19 protein-coding genes are annotated in these 19920 nt (G+C 65.6%); 5 read left to right on the forward strand and 14 right to left on the reverse strand.

Features of this window, described 5'->3' with window-relative positions; translation table 11 throughout:
- The first annotated feature begins 34 nt into the window (after nt 1-34).
- Nucleotides 35-856 carry an MFS transporter gene (locus tag A3Q40_RS03190; protein ID WP_235606415.1) on the forward strand — a complete coding sequence of 274 codons (822 nt, stop codon included), beginning with the start codon at nt 35-37 and terminating at the stop codon, nt 854-856.
- Nucleotides 857-965: 109 nt separating this feature from the next.
- Here the strand turns inward: A3Q40_RS03190 and A3Q40_RS03195 are convergent, their stop codons facing one another.
- The 4 genes from A3Q40_RS03195 to A3Q40_RS20725 all read right to left on the reverse strand — a co-directional run bounded on the left by A3Q40_RS03195 (nt 966) and on the right by A3Q40_RS20725 (nt 5144).
- Complete coding sequence (locus A3Q40_RS03195; protein ID WP_068099765.1) at nt 966-2246, reverse strand: competence/damage-inducible protein A; 1281 nt, start codon at nt 2244-2246, stop codon at nt 966-968.
- Between the two features lie 89 nt (nt 2247-2335).
- Nucleotides 2336-2626, reverse strand: coding sequence for a hypothetical protein (locus tag A3Q40_RS03200; RefSeq protein WP_235606416.1), 291 nt, complete (start codon nt 2624-2626; stop codon nt 2336-2338).
- 99 nt (nt 2627-2725) lie between these two features.
- A complete protein-coding gene (locus A3Q40_RS20065; RefSeq protein WP_157889483.1) occupies nt 2726-4804 on the reverse strand; it encodes an AAA family ATPase in 2079 nt (692 codons plus the stop codon).
- Nucleotides 4805-4808: 4 nt separating this feature from the next.
- Complete coding sequence (locus A3Q40_RS20725; protein WP_157889691.1) at nt 4809-5144, reverse strand: ATP-binding cassette domain-containing protein; 336 nt, start codon at nt 5142-5144, stop codon at nt 4809-4811.
- 135 nt (nt 5145-5279) lie between these two features.
- On the opposite strand from A3Q40_RS20725, the gene A3Q40_RS03205 reads away from it, so the two are divergent.
- Nucleotides 5280-5501 (forward strand): hypothetical protein, encoded by a 222-nt coding sequence (locus tag A3Q40_RS03205; protein WP_235606418.1) that lies wholly within the window; start codon nt 5280-5282, stop codon nt 5499-5501.
- A complete protein-coding gene (locus A3Q40_RS03210) occupies nt 5498-6577 on the forward strand; it encodes a glycerate kinase family protein (RefSeq protein ID WP_068099767.1) in 1080 nt (359 codons plus the stop codon). The genes A3Q40_RS03205 and A3Q40_RS03210 overlap by 4 nt, the downstream gene beginning before the upstream one ends.
- 132 nt (nt 6578-6709) lie before the next feature.
- On the opposite strand, the gene A3Q40_RS20560 is transcribed toward A3Q40_RS03210, so the two are convergent.
- Nucleotides 6710-7252, reverse strand: coding sequence for a DUF4190 domain-containing protein (locus tag A3Q40_RS20560; RefSeq protein WP_082833725.1), 543 nt, complete (start codon nt 7250-7252; stop codon nt 6710-6712).
- Between the two features lie 201 nt (nt 7253-7453).
- Here A3Q40_RS20560 and A3Q40_RS19680 point away from each other — a divergent pair, with 201 nt between their 5' ends.
- Nucleotides 7454-8374 carry a DUF1942 domain-containing protein gene (locus A3Q40_RS19680; protein WP_157889484.1) on the forward strand — a complete coding sequence of 307 codons (921 nt, stop codon included), beginning with the start codon at nt 7454-7456 and terminating at the stop codon, nt 8372-8374.
- Between the two features lie 486 nt (nt 8375-8860).
- Here the strand turns inward: A3Q40_RS19680 and A3Q40_RS20730 are convergent, their stop codons facing one another.
- Genes A3Q40_RS20730 through A3Q40_RS03235 form a run of 4 tightly spaced genes read right to left on the reverse strand, consistent with a single transcriptional unit; the run spans nt 8861 to nt 11953 of the window.
- Entirely contained in the window at nt 8861-9568 is a 708-nt protein-coding gene (locus tag A3Q40_RS20730) for a hypothetical protein (RefSeq protein ID WP_235606419.1), read from the reverse strand.
- 50 nt (nt 9569-9618) lie between these two features.
- Nucleotides 9619-9984, reverse strand: coding sequence for a hypothetical protein (locus A3Q40_RS03225; RefSeq protein ID WP_068099769.1), 366 nt, complete (start codon nt 9982-9984; stop codon nt 9619-9621).
- Nucleotides 9985-10037: 53 nt separating this feature from the next.
- Nucleotides 10038-11270 (reverse strand): MFS transporter, encoded by a 1233-nt coding sequence (locus A3Q40_RS03230; protein ID WP_068099770.1) that lies wholly within the window; start codon nt 11268-11270, stop codon nt 10038-10040.
- Nucleotides 11267-11953 (reverse strand): GNAT family N-acetyltransferase, encoded by a 687-nt coding sequence (locus A3Q40_RS03235; RefSeq protein ID WP_068105054.1) that lies wholly within the window; start codon nt 11951-11953, stop codon nt 11267-11269. The genes A3Q40_RS03230 and A3Q40_RS03235 overlap by 4 nt, the downstream gene beginning before the upstream one ends.
- 232 nt (nt 11954-12185) lie before the next feature.
- Between A3Q40_RS03235 and A3Q40_RS03240 the strand changes: the two genes are divergently transcribed.
- Nucleotides 12186-14420 (forward strand): NADP-dependent isocitrate dehydrogenase, encoded by a 2235-nt coding sequence (locus A3Q40_RS03240; RefSeq protein ID WP_068099771.1) that lies wholly within the window; start codon nt 12186-12188, stop codon nt 14418-14420.
- 114 nt (nt 14421-14534) lie between these two features.
- Here the strand turns inward: A3Q40_RS03240 and A3Q40_RS03245 are convergent, their stop codons facing one another.
- The 5 genes from A3Q40_RS03245 to A3Q40_RS03265 form a co-directional block, all read right to left on the reverse strand.
- Nucleotides 14535-15629: a hypothetical protein gene (locus tag A3Q40_RS03245; RefSeq protein ID WP_157889485.1), complete on the reverse strand. Its 1095-nt coding sequence runs from the start codon at nt 15627-15629 to the stop codon at nt 14535-14537.
- Nucleotides 15630-15750: 121 nt separating this feature from the next.
- A complete protein-coding gene (locus tag A3Q40_RS03250; protein WP_235606421.1) occupies nt 15751-16911 on the reverse strand; it encodes a serine hydrolase domain-containing protein in 1161 nt (386 codons plus the stop codon).
- Nucleotides 16901-17530, reverse strand: a complete 630-nt coding sequence (locus A3Q40_RS03255; RefSeq protein WP_068099774.1) for a TetR/AcrR family transcriptional regulator — start codon at nt 17528-17530, stop codon at nt 16901-16903. The genes A3Q40_RS03250 and A3Q40_RS03255 overlap by 11 nt, the downstream gene beginning before the upstream one ends.
- Entirely contained in the window at nt 17527-19089 is a 1563-nt protein-coding gene (locus tag A3Q40_RS03260; protein ID WP_068099775.1) for a class I adenylate-forming enzyme family protein, read from the reverse strand. Before A3Q40_RS03260 ends, A3Q40_RS03255 begins: the two co-directional genes overlap by 4 nt.
- 26 nt (nt 19090-19115) lie before the next feature.
- Complete coding sequence (locus A3Q40_RS03265) at nt 19116-19763, reverse strand: nitroreductase family protein (RefSeq protein WP_068099776.1); 648 nt, start codon at nt 19761-19763, stop codon at nt 19116-19118.
- Nucleotides 19764-19920: the final 157 nt, after the last annotated feature.

A 19920-nucleotide genomic window follows, 5' to 3' on the forward strand; every position in this document is an offset into this window, starting at 1 on the left:
CGGGCAAGGCATCCTCCTGCTCGCCGCCTTCGTCGTGGTCGAGTCGCGCTCACCCAATCCGCTTCTCCCGCTCGGCGTCCTGCTCGATCGTGACCGTGGGTCGGCATACCTCGGATCGGCGATCGTGGGTGCCGCGCTCCTCGGCGGAACCCTCTATCTCACCTTCTACTTCCAGATCGTCCTCGGATTCAGCCCCGTCATCGCCGGTGTCGCGTCGCTCCCCATGACCGGCGGCATCATGATGACCGCCGCCGCGGCGTCGGCGCTGATGCCTCGGGTAGGACCGAAGCCGTTGATGGCCGCCGGACCCGTTGTCTCGGCTATCGGGCTGCTCCTGCTCACCCAGATCGGCGTGGACACCTCCTACTGGACGCACGTGCTTCCCGGAGTCGTGCTTCTTGGGCTCGGGCTGGGCCTGCTCATGGTGCCGATGCAGAACGTCGCCCTCATCGGCGTCGCCGATCACGACGCCGGCGCCGCCAGCGCGCTGGTCAACGCGGCCCTGCAGATCGGTGGCGCCCTGGGAACCGCCGTCTTCACCACGATCTACACGTCCGCCAAGTCGTCGTACCTGTCGTCCAACACCGCGCCCGTGCCGCCCGCCGGAGTGCCTCCGGAGGCCCTGGCCTCGCAGACGGTGCCGTCCGACTCCGAGCTCGCGGCCTTGCCGGAACCGATCCGCACCTTCGTCACCTCGACGATCGATTACATGTTCTCCGCAGAGGCCTCCGGGTACGCCCATGCGTTCGCGGCAGCGGCGATCATGGTCGTCCTGATCTCGCCGATCGTGCTGGTGCTGGTCCGGGCCCGCAAGACCGACCTGCCGGCGGGTGACACCCCGGTCCACATGGGCTAATGCGAGTCGTCGTCACGACCGACAGGCGTGAGACCGGCCGTGCATCCATTGCGGGGTGGTGATCGCCAAAGGTGAACTGGCCGCGCGCGTGTGCGCGGTTCGCTGACGCTCAGGCCCCGCCCAGGGCGTCCGCGAGCATGTGCATCGCGACGGTGACCGACAGCGCCCGGACACTCGCACGGTCACCGGGTAGACGCAGCGTCCGCGTGACGGTCGGTCGGCCCGCAACAGCGATGCCGAAGCACACGGTGCCGACGGGCTTGCTCTCCGTTCCGCCGCCCGGCCCCGCGACGCCGCTGGTCGAGACGGCGACATCGGCACCGACGCGGTTGAGTGCCCCCTCCGCCATGCGGGCCGCCACCGGTTCGCTGACGGCGCCGAGCTCGTCGATCAAGGCGGCGGGGACGTCGAGTGAGCCGATCTTCACTTCGTTGGCGTAAGAGACCACGCCGCCGACCACGTAGGCCGACGAGCCGGCTCGATCGGTGAGCCGTGCGGCGATCATGCCACCGGTGCACGATTCAGCCGTCGCGATGCGGCGGCCACCGGCTCGGGTCGCCACGATGTCGTCGATGGTGGAACCGTCGGTCGAGAAGAGCTGCGCGCCGTGGTGCTTGTCGATGAGCGTCAACACCTCGGAGTACGCGGCGGCTGCGGACTCCTCGTACCGCGTGACCATCTCGAGCTCACCGCGCGACAGGCAGGTGGTGATCGCCAGTTCGCCGAACCCGGTGATCGACTTCTCTGCGGTGCGTAACGTTGCGGCGAGGTCGGCCTCGGACAATCCGTAGGCCCGAATGGTGGCTTCGACCACGGACTCTCGCCGCTCGAGCACTGCGGCGACGCATGCGCTCTCGATCGCGTCCGGCCACATTGCCTGCAGTTCGGAGGGTGGGCCCGGCAGAATGAGGACCGCGGGGAGTGTCCCCGAGTCGTCGGCCATCGCCACACCCGGCGCAGTGCCTGTCGGCGAGATCGACTGCGCTCCGGCAGGAACCATCGCCTGCTTGCGCACCCCTGCGCTCAGAGGTTCGGAATCGGCGACGCTTCCGAGCCTGCTGCGCCAGCGCTCGACGATCGCCGTGATGCGGCGTTCGAGTTCGACGTCGAGATGCAACTCGCGGCCATACAGCGCGGCGACGGTCTCGACCGTGAGGTCGTCGGCAGTCGGGCCGAGGCCGCCGGTGGTGATGATCAGGTCGACGTCCTGGTCGGCGAGGAACTGGATCTGGGCCGTGAGGTCGGCCGGCCGATCGCCGCACACCGTCAAGTGAGCGACGTCGACGCCCATCTGTAGGAGTTGCCGAGCCACCCAGGGGCCGTTGCGATCGCTGACCCGCCCGGCCAGAACTTCGCTACCCGTGACCACCACACCCGCGCGTACTGCCATGTTTCGACCATACGGCGGACCGACAGCGGAGCTCGGCCCAAACAGCAGAAAGCCCCGCGACCACCGGTAGCGGGGCTTCTTACCGAGACTCAGTCCGCGCTCGTCGTCGCCCCGAGCAGGTCGCGCACGGTGTTGGCGACGGAGATGAATTCCGGCCGCTCCACCGTCGCGCTGTACTCCCGATGTGCCGGCAGATCCACGTCGAGGATGTCGACGATCCGCCCGGGCCGCGGGCTCATGACCACCACCCGATTGGCGAGGTAGACCGCCTCGGCGACGGGGTGGGTGACCAGCATAACCGTCGTGCCGGTCTCGCGCCAGATGCGGTGCAGTTCGACGTTCATCTTCTCGCGGGTGAGGGCGTCGAGTGCTTGCGGCAAGAAGTTGGACCTGGGCGGTAAGGTCGGTGGCAGGTCGCCGTCCGCCGTTAGTTGAGCGGCGTCGACCCCGTTCTGCAAGAGTCGTCAAGCCAGCGTTGGCTACCTTCGAATTGTCGACAACGCCATTATTCGTTCTCCGAGAGCAACAATCTCTGGATTCAAGAACTCGATGCTACTGGCCGCTGACTCAGCTGCGCTAACGACCAAGTCGTCAACCTCGTGCGGGTCCTGTGGAAGAAATCCGGATTTCTTCAGAAACCCTTTTATATTTGAAGGCTTGTTATTCATTTTTGCGGTCCATTCTAGAATTATCTCCGACCAAGGGGGCGCAGACGTACCCAAGACTGCAGCAGTTGGGAGGTAGCAAATCACGTCGGGTTGCGAGAGTCCAAATACCTCTATGCGGTCCAGGGTGCCGAATTCCAAAGCAGCCGTAGCGAGCTCTCCGAGAAATTTTCCTTCGTCCTTTCCAAGGGTGGCCATCCTGGCAACCTCAATTCGTGCCAACTCAAGGTCGCCGGATGCCGCAGCCACGGTGATTTCAGACCACATGCTGGCGAGCTCACTATTCTGAACGTTGTCAACGACTACCAGGATCTTCGCATCGGTAGCCAAGAAAAGTAGTCTCGCCTCGGCCAACGACCTGAGCCGTGAGGCACCACGGATAGGAAATAGGCCTGCGTGCGCAGCGTCCAGTTGGGGTTGGAGTAAACGCCCAAAGACGATTTCGTCGTGGAGTCCCTCGACGACCACCGCCACCCGCATCAGCTGGAGAATGTCGCCGAAAGATAGGCCGGCATCTGTTCCAATTAGAGCGGACACCAGGTTGCCCGAGAAGTCTAGGCTGAGCCGACGGTTACGAATTGCCCCTGTCTTAGGCTCGCGTGTGATCAGGACCTTGCTTATTTCTGGCTGGTCTAGTATCTGAGGGGAGTGTGTCGCGGCCACAATATTTAAACTATTTAGACTCGAAATATCTACCAAGCCCCGTGCGAGAGCTCTTTCGGCCAGGCGATGCAATCCAGCTTCGGGTTCGTCGCACAAGAAGACGACCGGACGATCGGAAAATTCGGCCAGGGCAATACTGACGGAAGCGAGGGCCCAGCGAAGCTGAGCTTTCGACAAGTGCTTAACGGGTCGGCGGGTAAGTTGCCCTGAGACTGGCAGATTAAATTCCCAACATGGACGTAAGCCGAAAAGCAGGCCCTCGTGGTTTCTGAGATTGAATCTGAGCTGTGCGGACCCCGGTAAAAGGGCGGAAAGAAACGTGTTCGCTCTATCTTCGACTTGTCCGATGACTTCTTCTATCTCTTCGAAGATTTTACTATCTTTGCCGCTTGCAGATTCCGCATTTGCGTCGTGTTGCAGAATTGCACTCTTCAGCACCTGAAGGGTATGCTGATCGAGGTCGTCTACCGTGCTTTTCTCGTTAATGGTCACAACGGCGGCGGTGGAAAATCCATCACCCAAGTGAACTAGCGGAACCTGCAACCATCTCGGGAGATCGCTGTGCACTTCCATTTTCCTGCCGAGTGCTGCCGGCCGGATGAAATATAACAGGGCGGCCTGTACTTCCTGGATCATGTCGGTCTCCCACTCGACAATCTGGTCCGGAGGCGCTGGATCCCGCAAGTATTTTTCGACTATAAGCTCCAGGTTTTCAAAATGCTCGCTTATCTGGCGTGCGTCGTCCGGCCGTCCCGCAATCCAAACTGACCATGTTCCATCACCGGTAGCTTTGAGGGTTAGGCGGCAGTGTGACGCGACGGACTCCAGGAGGTCAATGTGACGGCCAATGAGCCTGTTTTTTACTGCGTACAATTCAATGAACTTCTTCAACTTGTCTGGAAACGAAAGATCGGCACTATTTCGTCCGGGGTCGTCTCCGACAAAATATAGGTCGGTGTCCGACCGCCCACCGTCCCCTGTGTACCAGCCGGCATCGTCGATGCTTCCGGGAGAAAACACTTCGCCGTAAACTCTTGAGACGGATTCGTCAATGAAGGTGGACAGTTCGTCGAGGAACGAGTTCGACCGATTTCGACCAACATCGGTCACTCGAATGTGCAGATCATTGAGTGCGCCGGCATGGGCGCCGTGGCCGCCAGTCAAGGCGGTTCGGGCAGATTGAAGAACGGAGGTTTTTCCTGAACCGTTAAGGCCGTAGAGCGCACTCACGCCTTCATGGAACTCGAAATGTACTGACTCTTTGGGTGAAGTCTCTGGTCGCGCCGATACACCTGTCACCAGGTAGCCTTGGCTCATAAAGGGCATCGATAGATCCTACCCAATGCAGCAGCGTTGTGCCCCACGATTCCGCGGGTCGTGCCCGGAGCGGGAGGTTCCCGCGGACGGTCCACCGATTCAACAGCGCGGCGCGCTGGAAGGCGTAGCCGATGTTACGAAACGGCCCCTTCACCGGCTGGCTGGCGCGTTGCACCTGCCCACGGGAGGCGCCGCTGAATCCGGCGAATACCTTAAGCAACGTCGACTTGTCGTAGCCAGACGGGCAGGGGATAGAGACGAACTCTTCCCCGCCACCGTCAGGTCAACGTCGTAAGGGCGGCGACGCCGTCATCTCTGGGCGAGACACGGACGTCGGAGTCATCGACGGAATCTGCGGTGTTAGTGAGCGTCGCGGTTTCGCTCAAGGGTGGGGCGTTCGTTCTCTCGCTGGTTCCTTCCGCGCGGCATGATGGGCGACGGAGTGATCGACTTCGGCACCATCGGCCGCTGGGTGCACGACGCTGGCTACCGCGGTGACGTCGAGGTCGAGATCTTCAACGCGGCGGTGTGGGCGACGGATGGGGACCAGGTGATCGAGACGATGAAGCAGCGGTACCGCGATCTGGTGCTGCCGGCGCCGGTCGGATGAGAGTGCTCTTCGCCCCCGATTCGTTCAAGGGGGCCATCGGATCCGTCGACGCCGCAACGGCATTGATGGAGGGGTGGGCCTCGGTGCGGGGCGACGACAACCTGGTCGCGATGCCCCAGGCCGACGGGGGCGAAGGGACGCTCGACGTGCTGGCGGCGTGTTCGCCGGACTCGTCGTGGTCGGTGGCGTCGAGCGTGTGCGGGCCCGACGGGCGGCCCGTCGACGCGCGGTGGCTGACCCTGGCCGACGGTCGCGCGGTGGTGGAGCTGGCGGAATCGTCGGGGATTGCGCTGATGGGGAAGCTGGATCCGTTCGGGGCGACGACGCGCGGGCTCGGCGAGGTGCTGCGGGCATGCGAGAGCGACCGCGTGTCGGTGGCGCTGGGGGGTTCGGCCTCGACGGACGGCGGGCTCGGGGTGCTGCGGGTGTTGGGGGTTCGCGTGCTGGACGCCAATGGCGCCGACGTGCCGGAGGGTGCGGCGGGACTCGTTGCTGCGCGGGCGGTCGACGTGTCCGAACTCGCCTGGGTGCCGTCGGACGTCGAGGTGCTGACCGACACGCGTGCCGTGCTGTGCGGAACCGACGGCGCGGCGCAGGTGTTCGGGCCGCAGAAGGGCGCGTCGGGCGACGACATCGCGGTGTTGGACGAGGCGCTCGCGCGGTGGGCGGGGTTGCTCGCCGACGCCGGCTTGCCGGCCGATCCGGGGTTGCCGGGCACCGGTGCGGCTGGCGGCACGGGCTTCGGGTTGGTCGCGCTAGGGGCCCGGATAGCCGGTGGAGCGGAGCGGGTATCAGAACTCACCGGCTTGGTCGCGGCGGTCCCGTCCGCCGACCTGGTGGTGACGGGCGAGGGGAAGTTCGACCGGACATCGCTGACGGGGAAGTTGGTGGGGCACGTCGTTCAGATATGCTCGCACGCAAGCGTTCCCGTCGTCGTGGTGGCCGGGGCGGTGGACGTGGAGTCCGACGTGCCGTCGGTGTCCCTGACCGACCTGGCCGGTGGGTCGGACGCGGCGATGGCCGATGCGCGGGGGTGGTTGGTGGAGGCCGGGAGAGCGGTCGCGATGCGCGATTGATTTCCAAAGATCGACGGGCGGAAGTTGCGCGTCACATCAGTAGTTCGCGAGAACAAGCTGGCCGGTCCACTTGCCCATTGGCCGTGGACCGGCGTTGCTCCGACTCGATCGCGCACGTAGGGACGTCGAGCTTCAGTCGCAGGCCGAAATCTCCTCCGGTGTGTCCGCGTTCTCGATACAGTTCGAGTAGTTCTCGAAGTCATCGCCGATGTTGTTCAGGTCCGTGCCGAGTTGATCGACAGCGGTGAAGACGATGACCATGCCCCAGATGCCTCCGGCGATGGCCAGAGCGCCCAGGATGGTGCCCGCGATAGATGTTTTCTTGTTCGTTGCCTTGTTTTTTCGGACTCGGCTGATTCCTGCGATGCCGAAGATGAGAGCGATCACGCCGCAAATGAAGCCAATGAACCCGGTAAGGGGAACCAGGCAAAACAACAAGCCGACAATGCCCAGAATGAGAGCGGTGAGACCGAAGCCGTTCTTTTCCGGGTTCGGTGGTGGCCCATAGTTCCCGTATCCTGCGGGTTGGTAGCCGTAAGGCGGTTGTCCCTGGCCACCCGGGAAGTTGGCGCCGTACGGCTGTGACGCGTCCTGGGGGCCAGGTCCGTGGGGCTGCCCCTGCCCGTACTGCTCGGGGTGGGGGCCCGGTCGCTCGCCGCTGGGTGGGTATGTCATATCGGTTCCTTCTGTCCGGTTGGCTACTCTCACATCTAAACGCCGACCGCACCTGTTACAAGCCACGTGTAGCAGCTAGCGTGGGGACGCTGACGGTCGTCAGCCGCAGGCGGCAAGGAACGTGAGATGGGGCCAGCTCGTCTCCATCGACCTCACTAGTTCAGCTACTTTCAGAAATCGGGAAACAAGGAGAGCCACGTCGTGCGCATCAAGCGAGAAATTGCCCATGGCATGGTTGTGATGGTTCCACTGGCTGCGGTATTGATCGGATGTAGCGAGCGTGTCGCCGGGACTGCAGAATCGGAACCCAGCGCGAGCGCCACGATGCAGAGCGAGGCGGATGAAGAGGCGCAGAGTGTGCCGATCGGTGCCAGTCAGAACGTCGCCGATGGGCGTCGCGTAGTCACACGGGTGACGGTGGAGAGTCTCGTGCCGGCAACGCCGACGCAGTTCGGTCTGTCACCCGCGGGTGACTTGCAGCAGATATCGGTGACTCTGGAGGGTCTGAAGGGCACTACGAACGTCAACCCGCTGTACTTCACGGCCCGCGCGGCGGACGGAACGACGTATCAGGCGGCCCTCGCATCGGTCGACGGGCAGTTGCCCGCAGGAACTGTGTCGGTTGGTGACCGGATCAAAGGGATTGTTGCGTTCGAAGTGACGGGACCCCCGATTGCGTCTATCCGCTACAACGGTGCACTTGGGGAAGAATTGGCAAGATGGGACGGAGAATTGACGCCGGGTGAGCGAACCGATGACGAGCAAACGGGCCCCACGGGCGAAATAGTCAACGGCGACCTGGGCCTGGACACAGAGATCTCGGTTCCGGCCTGCGACGGTACAGGTGTTGTCATTCTGTATTCGGCGACCGCCCCGGGGTCCTATGAGCAGGAGATTGCAACGCAGCTATTGCGAAATCCGGGCGCGTCCTACTTGAGGACCGACAACTCGTGCCCTTCCCTGCGGCAGGAATCTGCGGAGGGCAATCCCATCTATGCCGTATACCGCGTCGCTGGTCGCAACGAAGGCGAAGTTTGCGCTGCAGTGAACGCATCGCCCGCCGGATCTTATGGTAAGTGGTTGGACCGAACCACTGATCCGGCCTACATCATTCCGTGCTGAAAAAACTTGCCTGGTCGGAGCAGAGTGCAACTGGATAGAACACGCCTGGAGCCGCCGCCAACCGTGGATCGGCGGGTGGTAAAGGGACGGCGAGAGCTTGGCCGGGTGCTGAGTCGACCGGCGTCGCACGGGGTCGGCTTGTTGCAAGCTCCGCGCGGTGATGGCGTCGTTGAGGCCACTGCATTGGACAGCCCCCTGCCGTCAGAGACGGTTGCGATCGAGTCTTATCAATTCTGCGGCCTCCGCGGAATCGAGGCGTCCCCCGGAGCGCCTACCGACGCGCGCCATGACCCTTGCGAGACTCAAACGTAAAAGGACGTCGCCCGGCTATTCGAAAATTCCTTTGACGGCGACCGGCACCCGGACCTGTCCGTCTTGGATTGCGGCACTGTCGACCCGTGGCAACGGTAATTGAGCCTGCGCCAGGCGCTTGTCAACCATCCACCATGTGACCAGCATTTTGTGAGTCCCGGCAGCTTGCTCCGATCAGTGTCGCCGCGGCAATTCGTCAGCGAAGTCGAACGAGCACCCGAGCCGATTGGCCGCCTCCACCCCACCCGCATCCCGCACCCACGCGACGCAGGCGCTGGCGGCGAGGACGTGATCGCGGGTGAAGAGGTAGCCGTTGGTGCAGTCGTCGAACGTCTCGTCGTGATGCCACTGATCGAGTGCCAGTCCGTCGACGGCATGGTCGACCAGCCGCAGCTGCCGCAGGATGCGGTGCGAGCGTCGCACCATCACCACGCCGTCGTCGAGGACGTGGAGTTGAGCGTTGACCAGCTCGATGTCGTCGACCTCGTCCTCCGGGATCTCGGTGTTCGGCCCCAGGTCGATGATGAGGCCCGCCGGCTCGTCGCGCATCGACTCCACCAGCCACGTCGTCATCGCATCCCACTGGTCGACCGCGAGGATGCGGCCCTCCGGCGAGACGAAGCTGTCGAGCAACGCTGCCGCTTCGATGGTGGCGGCCCACAGCTGGGTGTCACCGTCGTCGTCGAACACGAAGTCGTCGGGCGGCTCGACCCGCACCGACACCGGCGCGAAGGGCGACGAATCCGGCAGGCCCTCGACGTGGCGGTAGTGAATCGACCACCCGGTCATGTCGACCCGTGCGTCGGTCACCACGACGTAGCGGGTCAGGAGGTCGTCCGAGGCGAAGGTCCACGACGGAACGCCGTCCGGAGCTGAGGTCATGCCTGTGGTTCGAGGCGACGCCCGTCGAGGATCGACCCCGGCCGCAGGCGTTATCCCTGCGGCGGGTGAATGTACCGGCCGTCCACCGGGAAGTGCCCGTGCGTACCGAACTGGTTGCCCTGCAGGAACGCTTGGTTCTGCGCGTGCGCGCTGGCAATCAGCCGCATCTGCTCCTGGCGCGCGAGCTCTTGACCGGCCTCGCGCTTCCGGTACGACCGGACGCCCAGCCAGACAGCAGCGCCGAGCAGCGCGAGCCACCAGTACTCCACGATGAACCCGAGCGCGAAGAACCCGAGAATGAGGGTGAGGATCGGGTGACGACGAGGCCACGAGCGCTGAGGCACCATGTACCCGACGGTCGTCTGGTGGATATTGATGGTCCCGTAGTTCGGGCTGTTGTGGAAGTTGTTCGTCATGACCCTGGTCCGTTCTCGCGTGGGAGCGACACTGTGACACAGGGGTCCGACACTCACGGAGCGCGAGCCGGTTCCCGGTGCAGCACGGCCGGCCCCCACCCCCGTCGCAACCCGGTCAGCAGCACCGCGCACCCCACCCCGGACAGCACCAACCCCGTCCCGAACATCACGGCGTAGCCGAAGAATTCACCGATCACCCCGGCGGCCAACCCGGCCGCACCCTGCGAGAACACGACGGCGCAGGCCAGCAGGGTGTAGTCGGTGCCGGCGAAGGCGCGCTCGGACGCGTCCATCATCAGCGCGAACAGCACCACCGTCGCGGCACCGCCGAAGACGTGTTCGCTCACGTTGGCGGTGACCACCATCGCGAACCCGCCCACCCCGAGCGCGGCGGCGACGTAGGAGCCGAGGGCCAGGGTCTGGGTGATGCCCGCGACCAGCAGCGCTCGGCGTCGTCCGAACCGCGTGGCGTACCAGGCACCCAGCGCCGCGCCGACGAGTGCGGAGGCCGACGCGAGGCCGCCCTCCAGCAGCGCGATCTGCCCCAGCGACAACCCGAGATCCGACAGGAACGGCCCCACCAACGCCGAGCCCATCGAGTTCCCGAACTTGTACGCCACGATCAGCCCGACGAACGCCACGACACCTGGCCGTCGCAACCGCGCCCACCACGCCCCGGCCAGCCGCACCGCGGAGGAGTCGACAACGGGGGTGGCGTCGGCCGATTCGAGGGTCCGTCGCATCGCCAGTACGGGCACCGTCGACACCAGAATCAGCACGGCCATGACGACGAACAGCGCCCGCCACCCGGCGAGCGAGAACAGCCAGAGCAAAACGCCCCCGCCGACGATCATGCCAATGCGATACGCGCCCAGCTGAATCCCGTTGCCCACGCCGCGATCTCGGGCCGACAGCAACCGCACGGCCAGGCCGTCGGTCACGACGTCCTGCGTCGCGGACAACAGGTTGATCACCGCGATGCCGACGAACAGCCACGCCAGACCCGACGACAGATCGAGCGACGCCAGCACCAGCGCCACGACGGCCGCCCCGCACTGCAACGAGACCAGCCACCGTCGCCGCGTCCCGTAGCGGTCGACGTACGGCGCCCAGAGGAACTTCAGCGCCCACGGCGCGAACAGAACCCCGGTCGCGCTGATGGTCACCAACGAATAACCGGATTGCCGCAGCACCACCGGGAGCGCCTGGGTGAAGAAGCCGAACGGCAGGCCCTGCGCGAAGTAAAGCCCGGCCAGGAGGGCGAACACGCCGCCGACGCGGATCACGCATCGCCTCCCGGTGTCCGAAAACCTCGGAACACGACCCGCCGCCGCAGGACGAACCCGAGCCGCTCATACACCCTCAACGCCGCCGTGTTCGCCTCCGCGAGATGGAGGAACGGCCGATCTCCGCGGGCGTGGATGCGTCGGACGAGTTCGCCAACGAGCGCTCCGGCCAACCCCTGACCCCGCGCAGACGGGAGCGTGCAGACCGCGCTGATTTCCGTCCATCCCGGCGGTTGCAGACGTTCGCCGGCCATAGCGATCAGCGTGCCGTCGTCGTCACGCACACCGAGGTACGTCCCCAGCTCCGGCGTTCGCGGCCAGAACGGGCCGGGCCGGGTGGCGTCGATCAACGCCCTTACGGCGGGGTAGTCGGCCTCGCCGAGGTCGACGATCGGAACCGACGAAGCCCCGGGCGCGTCGCCCGCGAAGATCAGCTGCAGACCGGCAAGCTCGAACATTGGCTCCCAGTCCGCGGGCGGCGTCGCCTCGGAGGAGAAGAGGTCGGCCATCCGGCCGGGCCCGAGCAACTCCGCCAGGGCTGCCCAGTCGGTGCCGACGTCGGCGAAGGTGGCGACGTCCGCGTCGTACGTGACCGCGTCGCCGAGGCGACGAGCGAGGTGCGCGTGGCGGGTGCGGAGCGATTCGGCGACCGGATGGTCGAGGGATGTCTCGGGCGTGACCACGACGTCAGTATGGCCGGTGCGCCGAGTCTTCCCGCCGGTCACGGTCGGTTACCGGCCAGTAGGAAATCTGCGTCCTCAGCGGGCGGCGTCGTCGCTGGTCAGGTATGTCGCGAGCCACATCGGGCGGGTCCGACCGCAGTCGCCACAGCACGAACGAAGACGACTAAAGTTGTCATCGAACCCACAAGGAACAGACGACGTCGAACCGACGGAAAACGAGGCAAGTCCTGACATGAGCGACAAGCAGCCGACCATCATCTACACCCTGACCGACGAGGCGCCCATGCTCGCCACGCATGCGTTCCTTCCGGTCATCCGCACCTTCGCGGGTGCGGCCGGCATCAACGTCGAGCCCTCCGACATCTCGGTCGCGGCTCGCATCCTGGCCGAGTTCTCCGACCTGCTCCCCGAGGATCAGCGGGTTCCGGACAACCTGGCCGAGCTGGGTCGGCTGACTCAGAACCCCGACACCAACATCATCAAGCTCCCCAACATCTCCGCCTCCGTGCCGCAGCTGCGCGCCGCGATCAAGGAGCTGCAGGACAAGGGGTACGAGCTCCCCGAATTCCCCGGCAACCCGAAGACCGAGGAAGAGGAGGAGATTCGCAAGCGCTACACCAAGTGTCTCGGTAGCGCCGTGAATCCTGTTCTGCGTGAGGGCAACTCGGACCGTCGTGCGCCGAAGGCCGTCAAGGAGTACGCCCGCAAGCACCCGCACAGCATGGGTGAGTGGTCGCCGGCGTCGCGCACGCACGTCGCTCACATGCGCCACGGCGACTTCTACCACGGCGAGAAGTCGACGGTGGTCGAGGGCGATCGCAAGGTCAAGATGGAGCTGATCACCGACGACGGCGAGACCATGGTGCTCAAGCCCGAGGTCGAGCTCACGCACGGCGACGTCATCGACAGCATGTTCATGAGCAAGAAGGCGCTCATCGAGTTCTACGAGGCCGAGATGCAGGACGCCTACGAGACCGGCGTCATGTTCTCGCTGCACGTCAAGGCCACGATGATGCGCGTCTCGCACCCCATCGTCTTCGGTCACGCAGTGCGGGTCTTCTACAAGGACGCCTTCGCCAAGCACAACGACCTCTTCGAAGAGCTCGGCGTCAACGTCAACAACGGCCTGTCGGACCTGTACAGCAAGATCGAGTCGCTGCCCGCCACCAAGCGCGACGAGATCATCGAGGATCTGCACAAGTGCCACGAGACCCGGCCCGAGCTGGCCATGGTCGACTCGGCCCGCGGCATCTCCAACTTCCATTCGCCGTCCGACGTCATCGTCGACGCGTCGATGCCCGCCATGATTCGCGCCGGCGGCAAGATGTGGGGCGCCGACGGTCGGCCAAAGGACACCAAGGCCGTCAACCCCGAGTCGACGTTCTCCCGGATCTACCAGGAGATCATCAACTTCTGCAAGACCAACGGGCAGTTCGACCCGCGCACCATGGGCACCGTTCCCAACGTCGGTCTGATGGCGCAGAAGGCCGAGGAGTACGGCTCGCACGACAAGACCTTCGAGGTCTCCAAGGGCGGCACCGCCAACATCACCGACATCGAGACGGGCGAGGTGCTCCTCACCCAGACCGTCGAGGAAGGTGACATCTGGCGCCTCTGCATCGTCAAGGACGCACCGATCCAGGACTGGGTCAAGTTGGCCGTCAACCGAGCTCGTGATTCCGGCATGCCGGTGCTCTTCTGGTTGGACCCGTACCGGCCGCACGAGAACGAGCTCATCAAGAAGGTCCGCACCTACCTGAAGGACCACGACACCGAGGGCCTGGACATCCAGATCATGTCCCAGGTGCGTGCCATGCGGTACACCCTCGAGCGCGTGATCCGTGGCCTGGACACCATTTCGGCGACCGGCAACATCCTGCGTGACTACCTCACCGACCTGTTCCCGATCCTCGAGCTGGGCACCTCCGCGAAGATGCTTTCCATCGTTCCGCTGATGGCGGGCGGCGGCCTCTACGAGACGGGCGCCGGCGGTTCCGCGCCGAAGCACGTCAAGCAGCTTCTCGAGGAGAACCACCTGCGCTGGGACTCGCTGGGCGAATTCCTCGCTCTCGCAGTCAGTCTCGAGGATCTCGGCAAGAAGACCGGTGGCAAGGCCAACGTCCTGGGCAAGGCCCTCGACGCCGCCACCGGCAAGCTGCTCGAGAACAACAAGGGACCCTCGCGCGCCGCCGGTGAGCTGGACAACCGCGGCAGCCAGTTCTACCTCTCCCTGTACTGGGCGCAGGAGCTGGCGAACCAGACCGAGGACACCGAGCTGGCCGAGTACTTCGCGCCGCTCGCGAAGTCGTTGGCGGACAACGAGGACGCGATCGTCAAGGAGATGAACGACGCCCAGGGCGAGCCCGTGGACATCGGCGGCTACTACTACCCCGACTGGGACCTGACCGCCAAGGTCATGCGCCCCAGCGAGACCTTCAACAAGGCGTTGGAGTCGGCAGGGAAGTAGACAGCTTCACGACGCGGCCCGTCCCCACCTTGGTGGGGGCGGGCCGTTGTCGTGGGTGGGGCGAATCGTGGAATCGGGCCCCCGGAAAGCGGGTCCCAGATTCCACGGTCGGGGTCAAGTGAGTGCGACCGCCTCTCCCGCCGACGCCGGGGTGTCGAGACGAACGCGATCGAGCGCGTCGAGAAGGGCCGGCGCGTGGGAGTCCGGAACACACATCTGCCCGTTCACCGGGACGATCAGTCCGAGGTCGATCATGGTGGACAGTCGCACGGACAGCCACGCTCTCACATTCCTGCCGTCGGTGCCGTCACCCGTGGCGAAGGCTTCGCCGTTGTACGCAGCGTCGCCGACCAAGGAACGAACGAGGACCATCCACAGCGCGTCGCAGGCGGCGGCCACCTCCTGCTTCTCCCGGGCGTCGTCGAGCGCGACCACCGGTCGCATGCATTCGACATAGGCCTCCACGAGACTGCGGCGCCCCCACTCCTCGCTCGGCTCTGCGAGCCAGTGATCGAACGCGTCGCCGGCTCGGAGTGCGCGGTCCTCGCGGCGGAGGACGCCAGCTCCCAGCGCGGTCTGGACCACGACGTAGTACTTCAGCGTCGACAGCAGTCCGCTGACGACGTCGTTCTCGTCGTCCTGCGCCGGGTAGATCGCATCGCGAACCTGCCTGCTCGCGCTGGGCTGTGCGAAGCGAGGGTCGGGGACGCTGCCGTTGTCCTCACACCAGGCCGCGACCCGTCGAACATGCGATGTCAGGGTGGTCGGACCGAGGGGTGCCGATCCCCGATGCGGGGCAGGTGCCGTCCGTGGCGGGACCAGCGGGTCGAAGTCGACCAACTCCGTCAACAGGACCTCTTGCTCGGGCGACATGCGTTCGGCAACAACGAATCGCGCGAACAAGGCGAGAGCATCGGCGGTGTCGTCGGGTGACCACGGTGTGTGCAGGCAGTCCTCGGCGTACAAGTCCCTGTGGAACAACTCCAACGGTAGGTCCGCCCCCGCGATGACGATTCGGCGATCGGCGCTGGATCGGTCGACTGCCATCGCTGTCGAATAGGCCGCCAACGGATCCGCGGTGCAGCCCGAGTGCAGCAACCACTCGGCGAATCGTTTCAGCACCGTGGGCCAGGACAGTGCCGGTCGTTGCTTCGGTCGGCCTGCCGCGATGCGCTTCGCGGCCTTGGCCCGACGTTGACTCTTGCTCATAGGTTCCCCCCCAGGATGGTGTGTGCGCAGAGTAGGGGAGGGCTCTGACAAGAGCCGATCGTGGATTTTCAGTCCCGGAATGCGGGGTTCGGATTCCACGATCCCGAGTCGCACGCTGCGGTCATCGAGTCGTTGTCCTCGCCAGCGCCGAGTACGTCGCCCGCAGGTACTGCTCGGCCCGGTCGGACCCGATGATGCCGCTGCCCATTTTGTTCATCGCGTAGGAGAAGGTCAGCCGCGACTCGGGGTGCATCACGATCATCGACCCGCCCCAGCCGCCCCAGAAGCAGATGCGGCCGTCCGGGATGTAGGGAACCGTCTCGGGGTGGGGCAGGGCGAATCCCATGCCGAAGCGCAGGGGGATGCCCAGCACCAGGTCCATTCCGTCGGTCTGCGGCTCGAAAGCCAGGTCGACGGCGCCTTGACTCAGCAGGCGAACGCCGTCCACCTCCCCGCCGCGCGAGATCGCCGACAGCATTCGCGCGACGGACCGCGCGTTGCCGTGCCCGTTCAGAGCACCCATGTCGGCGGCGCGCCACTCGTCGGTGTTGGCGGCATCCGGGGCCACGACCGGGCCACCGAAGGTTCTGATGCGGATCTTGTCCGGGTCGGGCACGTCGACCCGCGGCGGGGGAGGCGGGGCGATGACGTCGGCCACGCGGTCACGATCCTCGGGGCGCAACCCGATCTGGAAGTCCGCGCCGAGCGGGCCGGCGATCTCGTCGGCGACGAACTCGCGCAGCGTCTTTCCGGTGACGCGGCGGATCAGTTCGGCGAGCAGATGCCCCTGCGAGGCAGCGTGATAGCCCGACGTGGTGCGGGAGTCCCACCACGGCGGCTGCGTGGCGAGCTTCGCGACGGCGGACTCGTGGTCGTACAGGTCCTGCACGGCGATCGGGCGATCCCAGCCCGAGACGCCCGACGCGTGCGACAGGATGTGCCGCACCTCGATCCGGTCCTTGCCCGCCGCGGCGAACTCCGGCCAGGACCGCGCCACCGGGGCAAAAGGGTCGAGGAGGCCGCGGTCGATTACCATGAGGGTGGCCAGCGCGGTCACCGTCTTCGTGGTGGACCAGACGTTGACGACGGTGTCCTCGGTCCAGGGCGCCGTGCGCTCGGCGTCGCGGTGCCCACCCCAGAGGTCGACCACCGTCTCGCCGTCGAGGTCGACCACGACCGACGCGCCGACCTCGGCACCGGAAGCGAGGTTCGCCTGCAGCGCCTCGGCCACGTCGTGAAACGCTGCGTCGCAACGTCCTTCGACCGACGAATCACCGCTCACGCGGAACACCACCCAGGAGTCGACGCACGGCGAGATCGACGTACGCATCGCTGACCTCGTCGATACCCAGGTCGCCGTCGTCGTGGTACCAGGCACTGATGCCGTTGAGCATGTCCACCAGAGCGAACGCGGCAATCCGGGCGTCGGGCACCCCGAACTCGCCCGTGCGCATGCCGGCGGCGACCACGTCGCGCACGCGTCGCTGATAGTGGCGTCGGTAGTCCTCGACAACCGCGCGGTGTTCGGGGAGCAGCGACGCCAGCTCGTGCAGTCCGACGACGTACTCGACCCGCCGCCGGGTCAGGTGGTGCAGATGCGCGCGGACCAGGGCCGACAGTCGCTCGGTGGGGGTGCCCGGCGCATCGAGCAGCGGCAGGTTCTCTTCCACCGGCTCGCGGGTGACGGTCAGGCAGATCGCGAAGAGAATCTCTTCCTTCGACGGAAAGTGGTGGTAGAGACTGGCTCCCCGGATTCCGACCGCGTCCGCGATGTCGCGCATCCCGACGTTGGCATAGCCGTCCCGCGCGAAGATCCTGGCGGCCTGGGACGCGATGTCCTCCTTGCGCCGCAGGGTCCGCACCGCGCGCGGGACTGCGGCGGCATCGTCGGGAGTGCTCACGCCGGTTCCGGCGCTACCGCCAGCGTGCGGAGCTCCCGCTTGAGGATCTTGCCCTGCGCGTCGACGGGTAGTTCCGCGACCACGTGCACCGACTTAGGTGCCTTGTACGAGGCGAGCTCGGTCCGGCAGAACTCGATGACGGCGTCGGGATCCGGGTGGACGCCGTCGGCCGCGATGACGAAGGCGGTGACGGCTTCGGACCAGTAGGGATCGGGCATGCCGACGACGGCCGCACGGGCGATGTCGGGGTGGCTGTGCAGCACCCGCTCCACCTCCTGGCTCGACACGTTCATTCCGCCGGACTTGATCATGTCCTTCTTGCGATCGTAGAAGAACAGGTTGCCGTCCGCGTCGCGACGCACCATGTCGCCGGTGTGGACCCAGCCGTCGCGAAACACCTCCGCGGTTCGCTCGTCGTCCTTGAAGTAGCCGAGCATCACCGACGGTGTCCGGCAGAGCAATTCGCCGACCTCGGCGTCGTTGCCGTCGGCGTCGACCACGCGCACCTCGAGGTGGGTGACGGGCTTGCCGATCCAGGATGGATCCCCGTCCGGGATGTCGTCGAGCGTGGTGAACCAGCCGACCGAGCCGAGCTGGGACAGCTCCGACTGTCCCCAGTACGTGCCCCAGATCGCCTCGGGCGCAGCGTCCGCCCAGGCGGTAATGGTGTGCGGGGAGACCTGACCGCCGTAGGTCAGGCAACGACGCACCTGGCCGACGGCGTCGGGACCGAACGTGGCCTCCCGCGCGAGCGCGAAGTAGAACGTGGGCGTCTGCGCGATGACCGAGACCTTCTCGTCGGCGATGATCTGCAGCGACCGCGCCGGTTCCACGCTCGACGGCAGCACCAGCGTGGCGCCCATCAGGGTCAGGGTGGTCATCGATCCCAGGCCGGCGATGGTGTGGAACGGCATGACGAACAGCCAGGTGTCCTCCGGACCGGTACGCAGACCCCAACTCCACGCCGGCGCCGTCGAGATCAGGAAGTTGCGATGCGGGATCATCACGCCCTTCGGCGCCGCCTCGGTGCCGGAGGTGTAGACCATCATCGCGATGTCGTTCTCGTCCATCTCGACATCGGGTTCGGTGTCGGACGCGTCCGCCATCGCCGTCGTGCAGTCGTCCCCGTACGTGAGCAGCGTGGTGCCGTCGGGCAGGACCCGGCGCACCGTGTCGGCGAACTCGGGACCGGCCACCACGACGGTCGGCTCGGCGTGCTCGAGTTGATGACGGACCTCGGCGTCGCGGTAGAGGACGTTGATGCCCGTGAAGGCGGCCCCGACCTTGAGGGTGCCGTAGTAGGCGACGACGACGTCGATGCTGTTGCGCGCCATGGACGCCACGCGATCACCGGGCGTCACGCCGAGGCCGAGCAGGACGTTCGCGAAGCGGTTGGCCGCGCTGTCCAATTGGCCGTAGGTGGTGACGACTCTCGTGCCGTCGGCATCGTAGGAAATGAACGCGGTCTTGGTCGGCTGCGTCCGGGCGTGACGACGGAGTTGGTCACCGATCGTGGCGCGGCCGGTGAGAGAGCGATGCTGGGGGGCGAGTCCGGGCACGAGAGTCCTTGTCGGGTAGCAGGAAATCAGACGGTGGCGGCGAACATGGGGCGGTCGAACGATTCGAGCGCCACGATCTCCTCGACGGGGCTGCGCGTCAGCTTGGTGGGGAACGCGCGCTCCGGATAGCCGACCGCGATGTGGGCGGCGGTGATGTACTCGTCCGGGATGGACAGCATCTCTCGCACGGCGGGCTCCTCGTGGCAGAGCAGGGTGGTCACCGCGGTGGCCACGCCCTGGTCGCGGAGGGCGAGGCAGAGGTTCTGCATGGTGGGGTAGATGGAGGCGCCGCCGACCACCGACAGTCGACCGAGTTCGTGGTCGGTGGGGTGCAGACCGTCGAGTGCGGCACATACGACGATGATCGCGGGGACCTCTGCGAGGTGGCGTGCGAAGTAGTCGGCGTCCTGCACCGTCTTGGGCAGCGCGCCCACGGAGACCGTGCCGCCGGTGATGCCCTGGAAGTAGGCGTCCCACATCGGGAGGTAGAGGTCCTGGAGCGCCTGCTTGCGCTCCGCGTCTCGGACGACGATCCATCGTACGGGCTGGCGGTTGCCGCCCTGGGGGCCGAACCGTGCGTGGTCGAAGGCGGTGCGCAGAACCTCGTCCGGAACGGGGTCCTTCGTGTATCGCCGACACGTCCCCGTGGTCCGCATCGCCTCGGTGAGTTCCATCGCTGTCCCCTTGCCTGTCCGCCGTTAGGTTGCGTTCGCAGCATGCTGTGGCGTGGAACACATTGTCAAGGGTGTTCGAGCTGCGAATCGCATTGCCCGCAGACCCTTGCCCGCAAATGCCTAACTGTGGTTAGTTTCGATGAGGTCCGGCCCGGAC

This window comes from Rhodococcus sp. PBTS 1, assembly GCF_001620025.1.
Lineage (GTDB): Bacteria > Actinomycetota > Actinomycetes > Mycobacteriales > Mycobacteriaceae > Rhodococcoides > Rhodococcoides kroppenstedtii.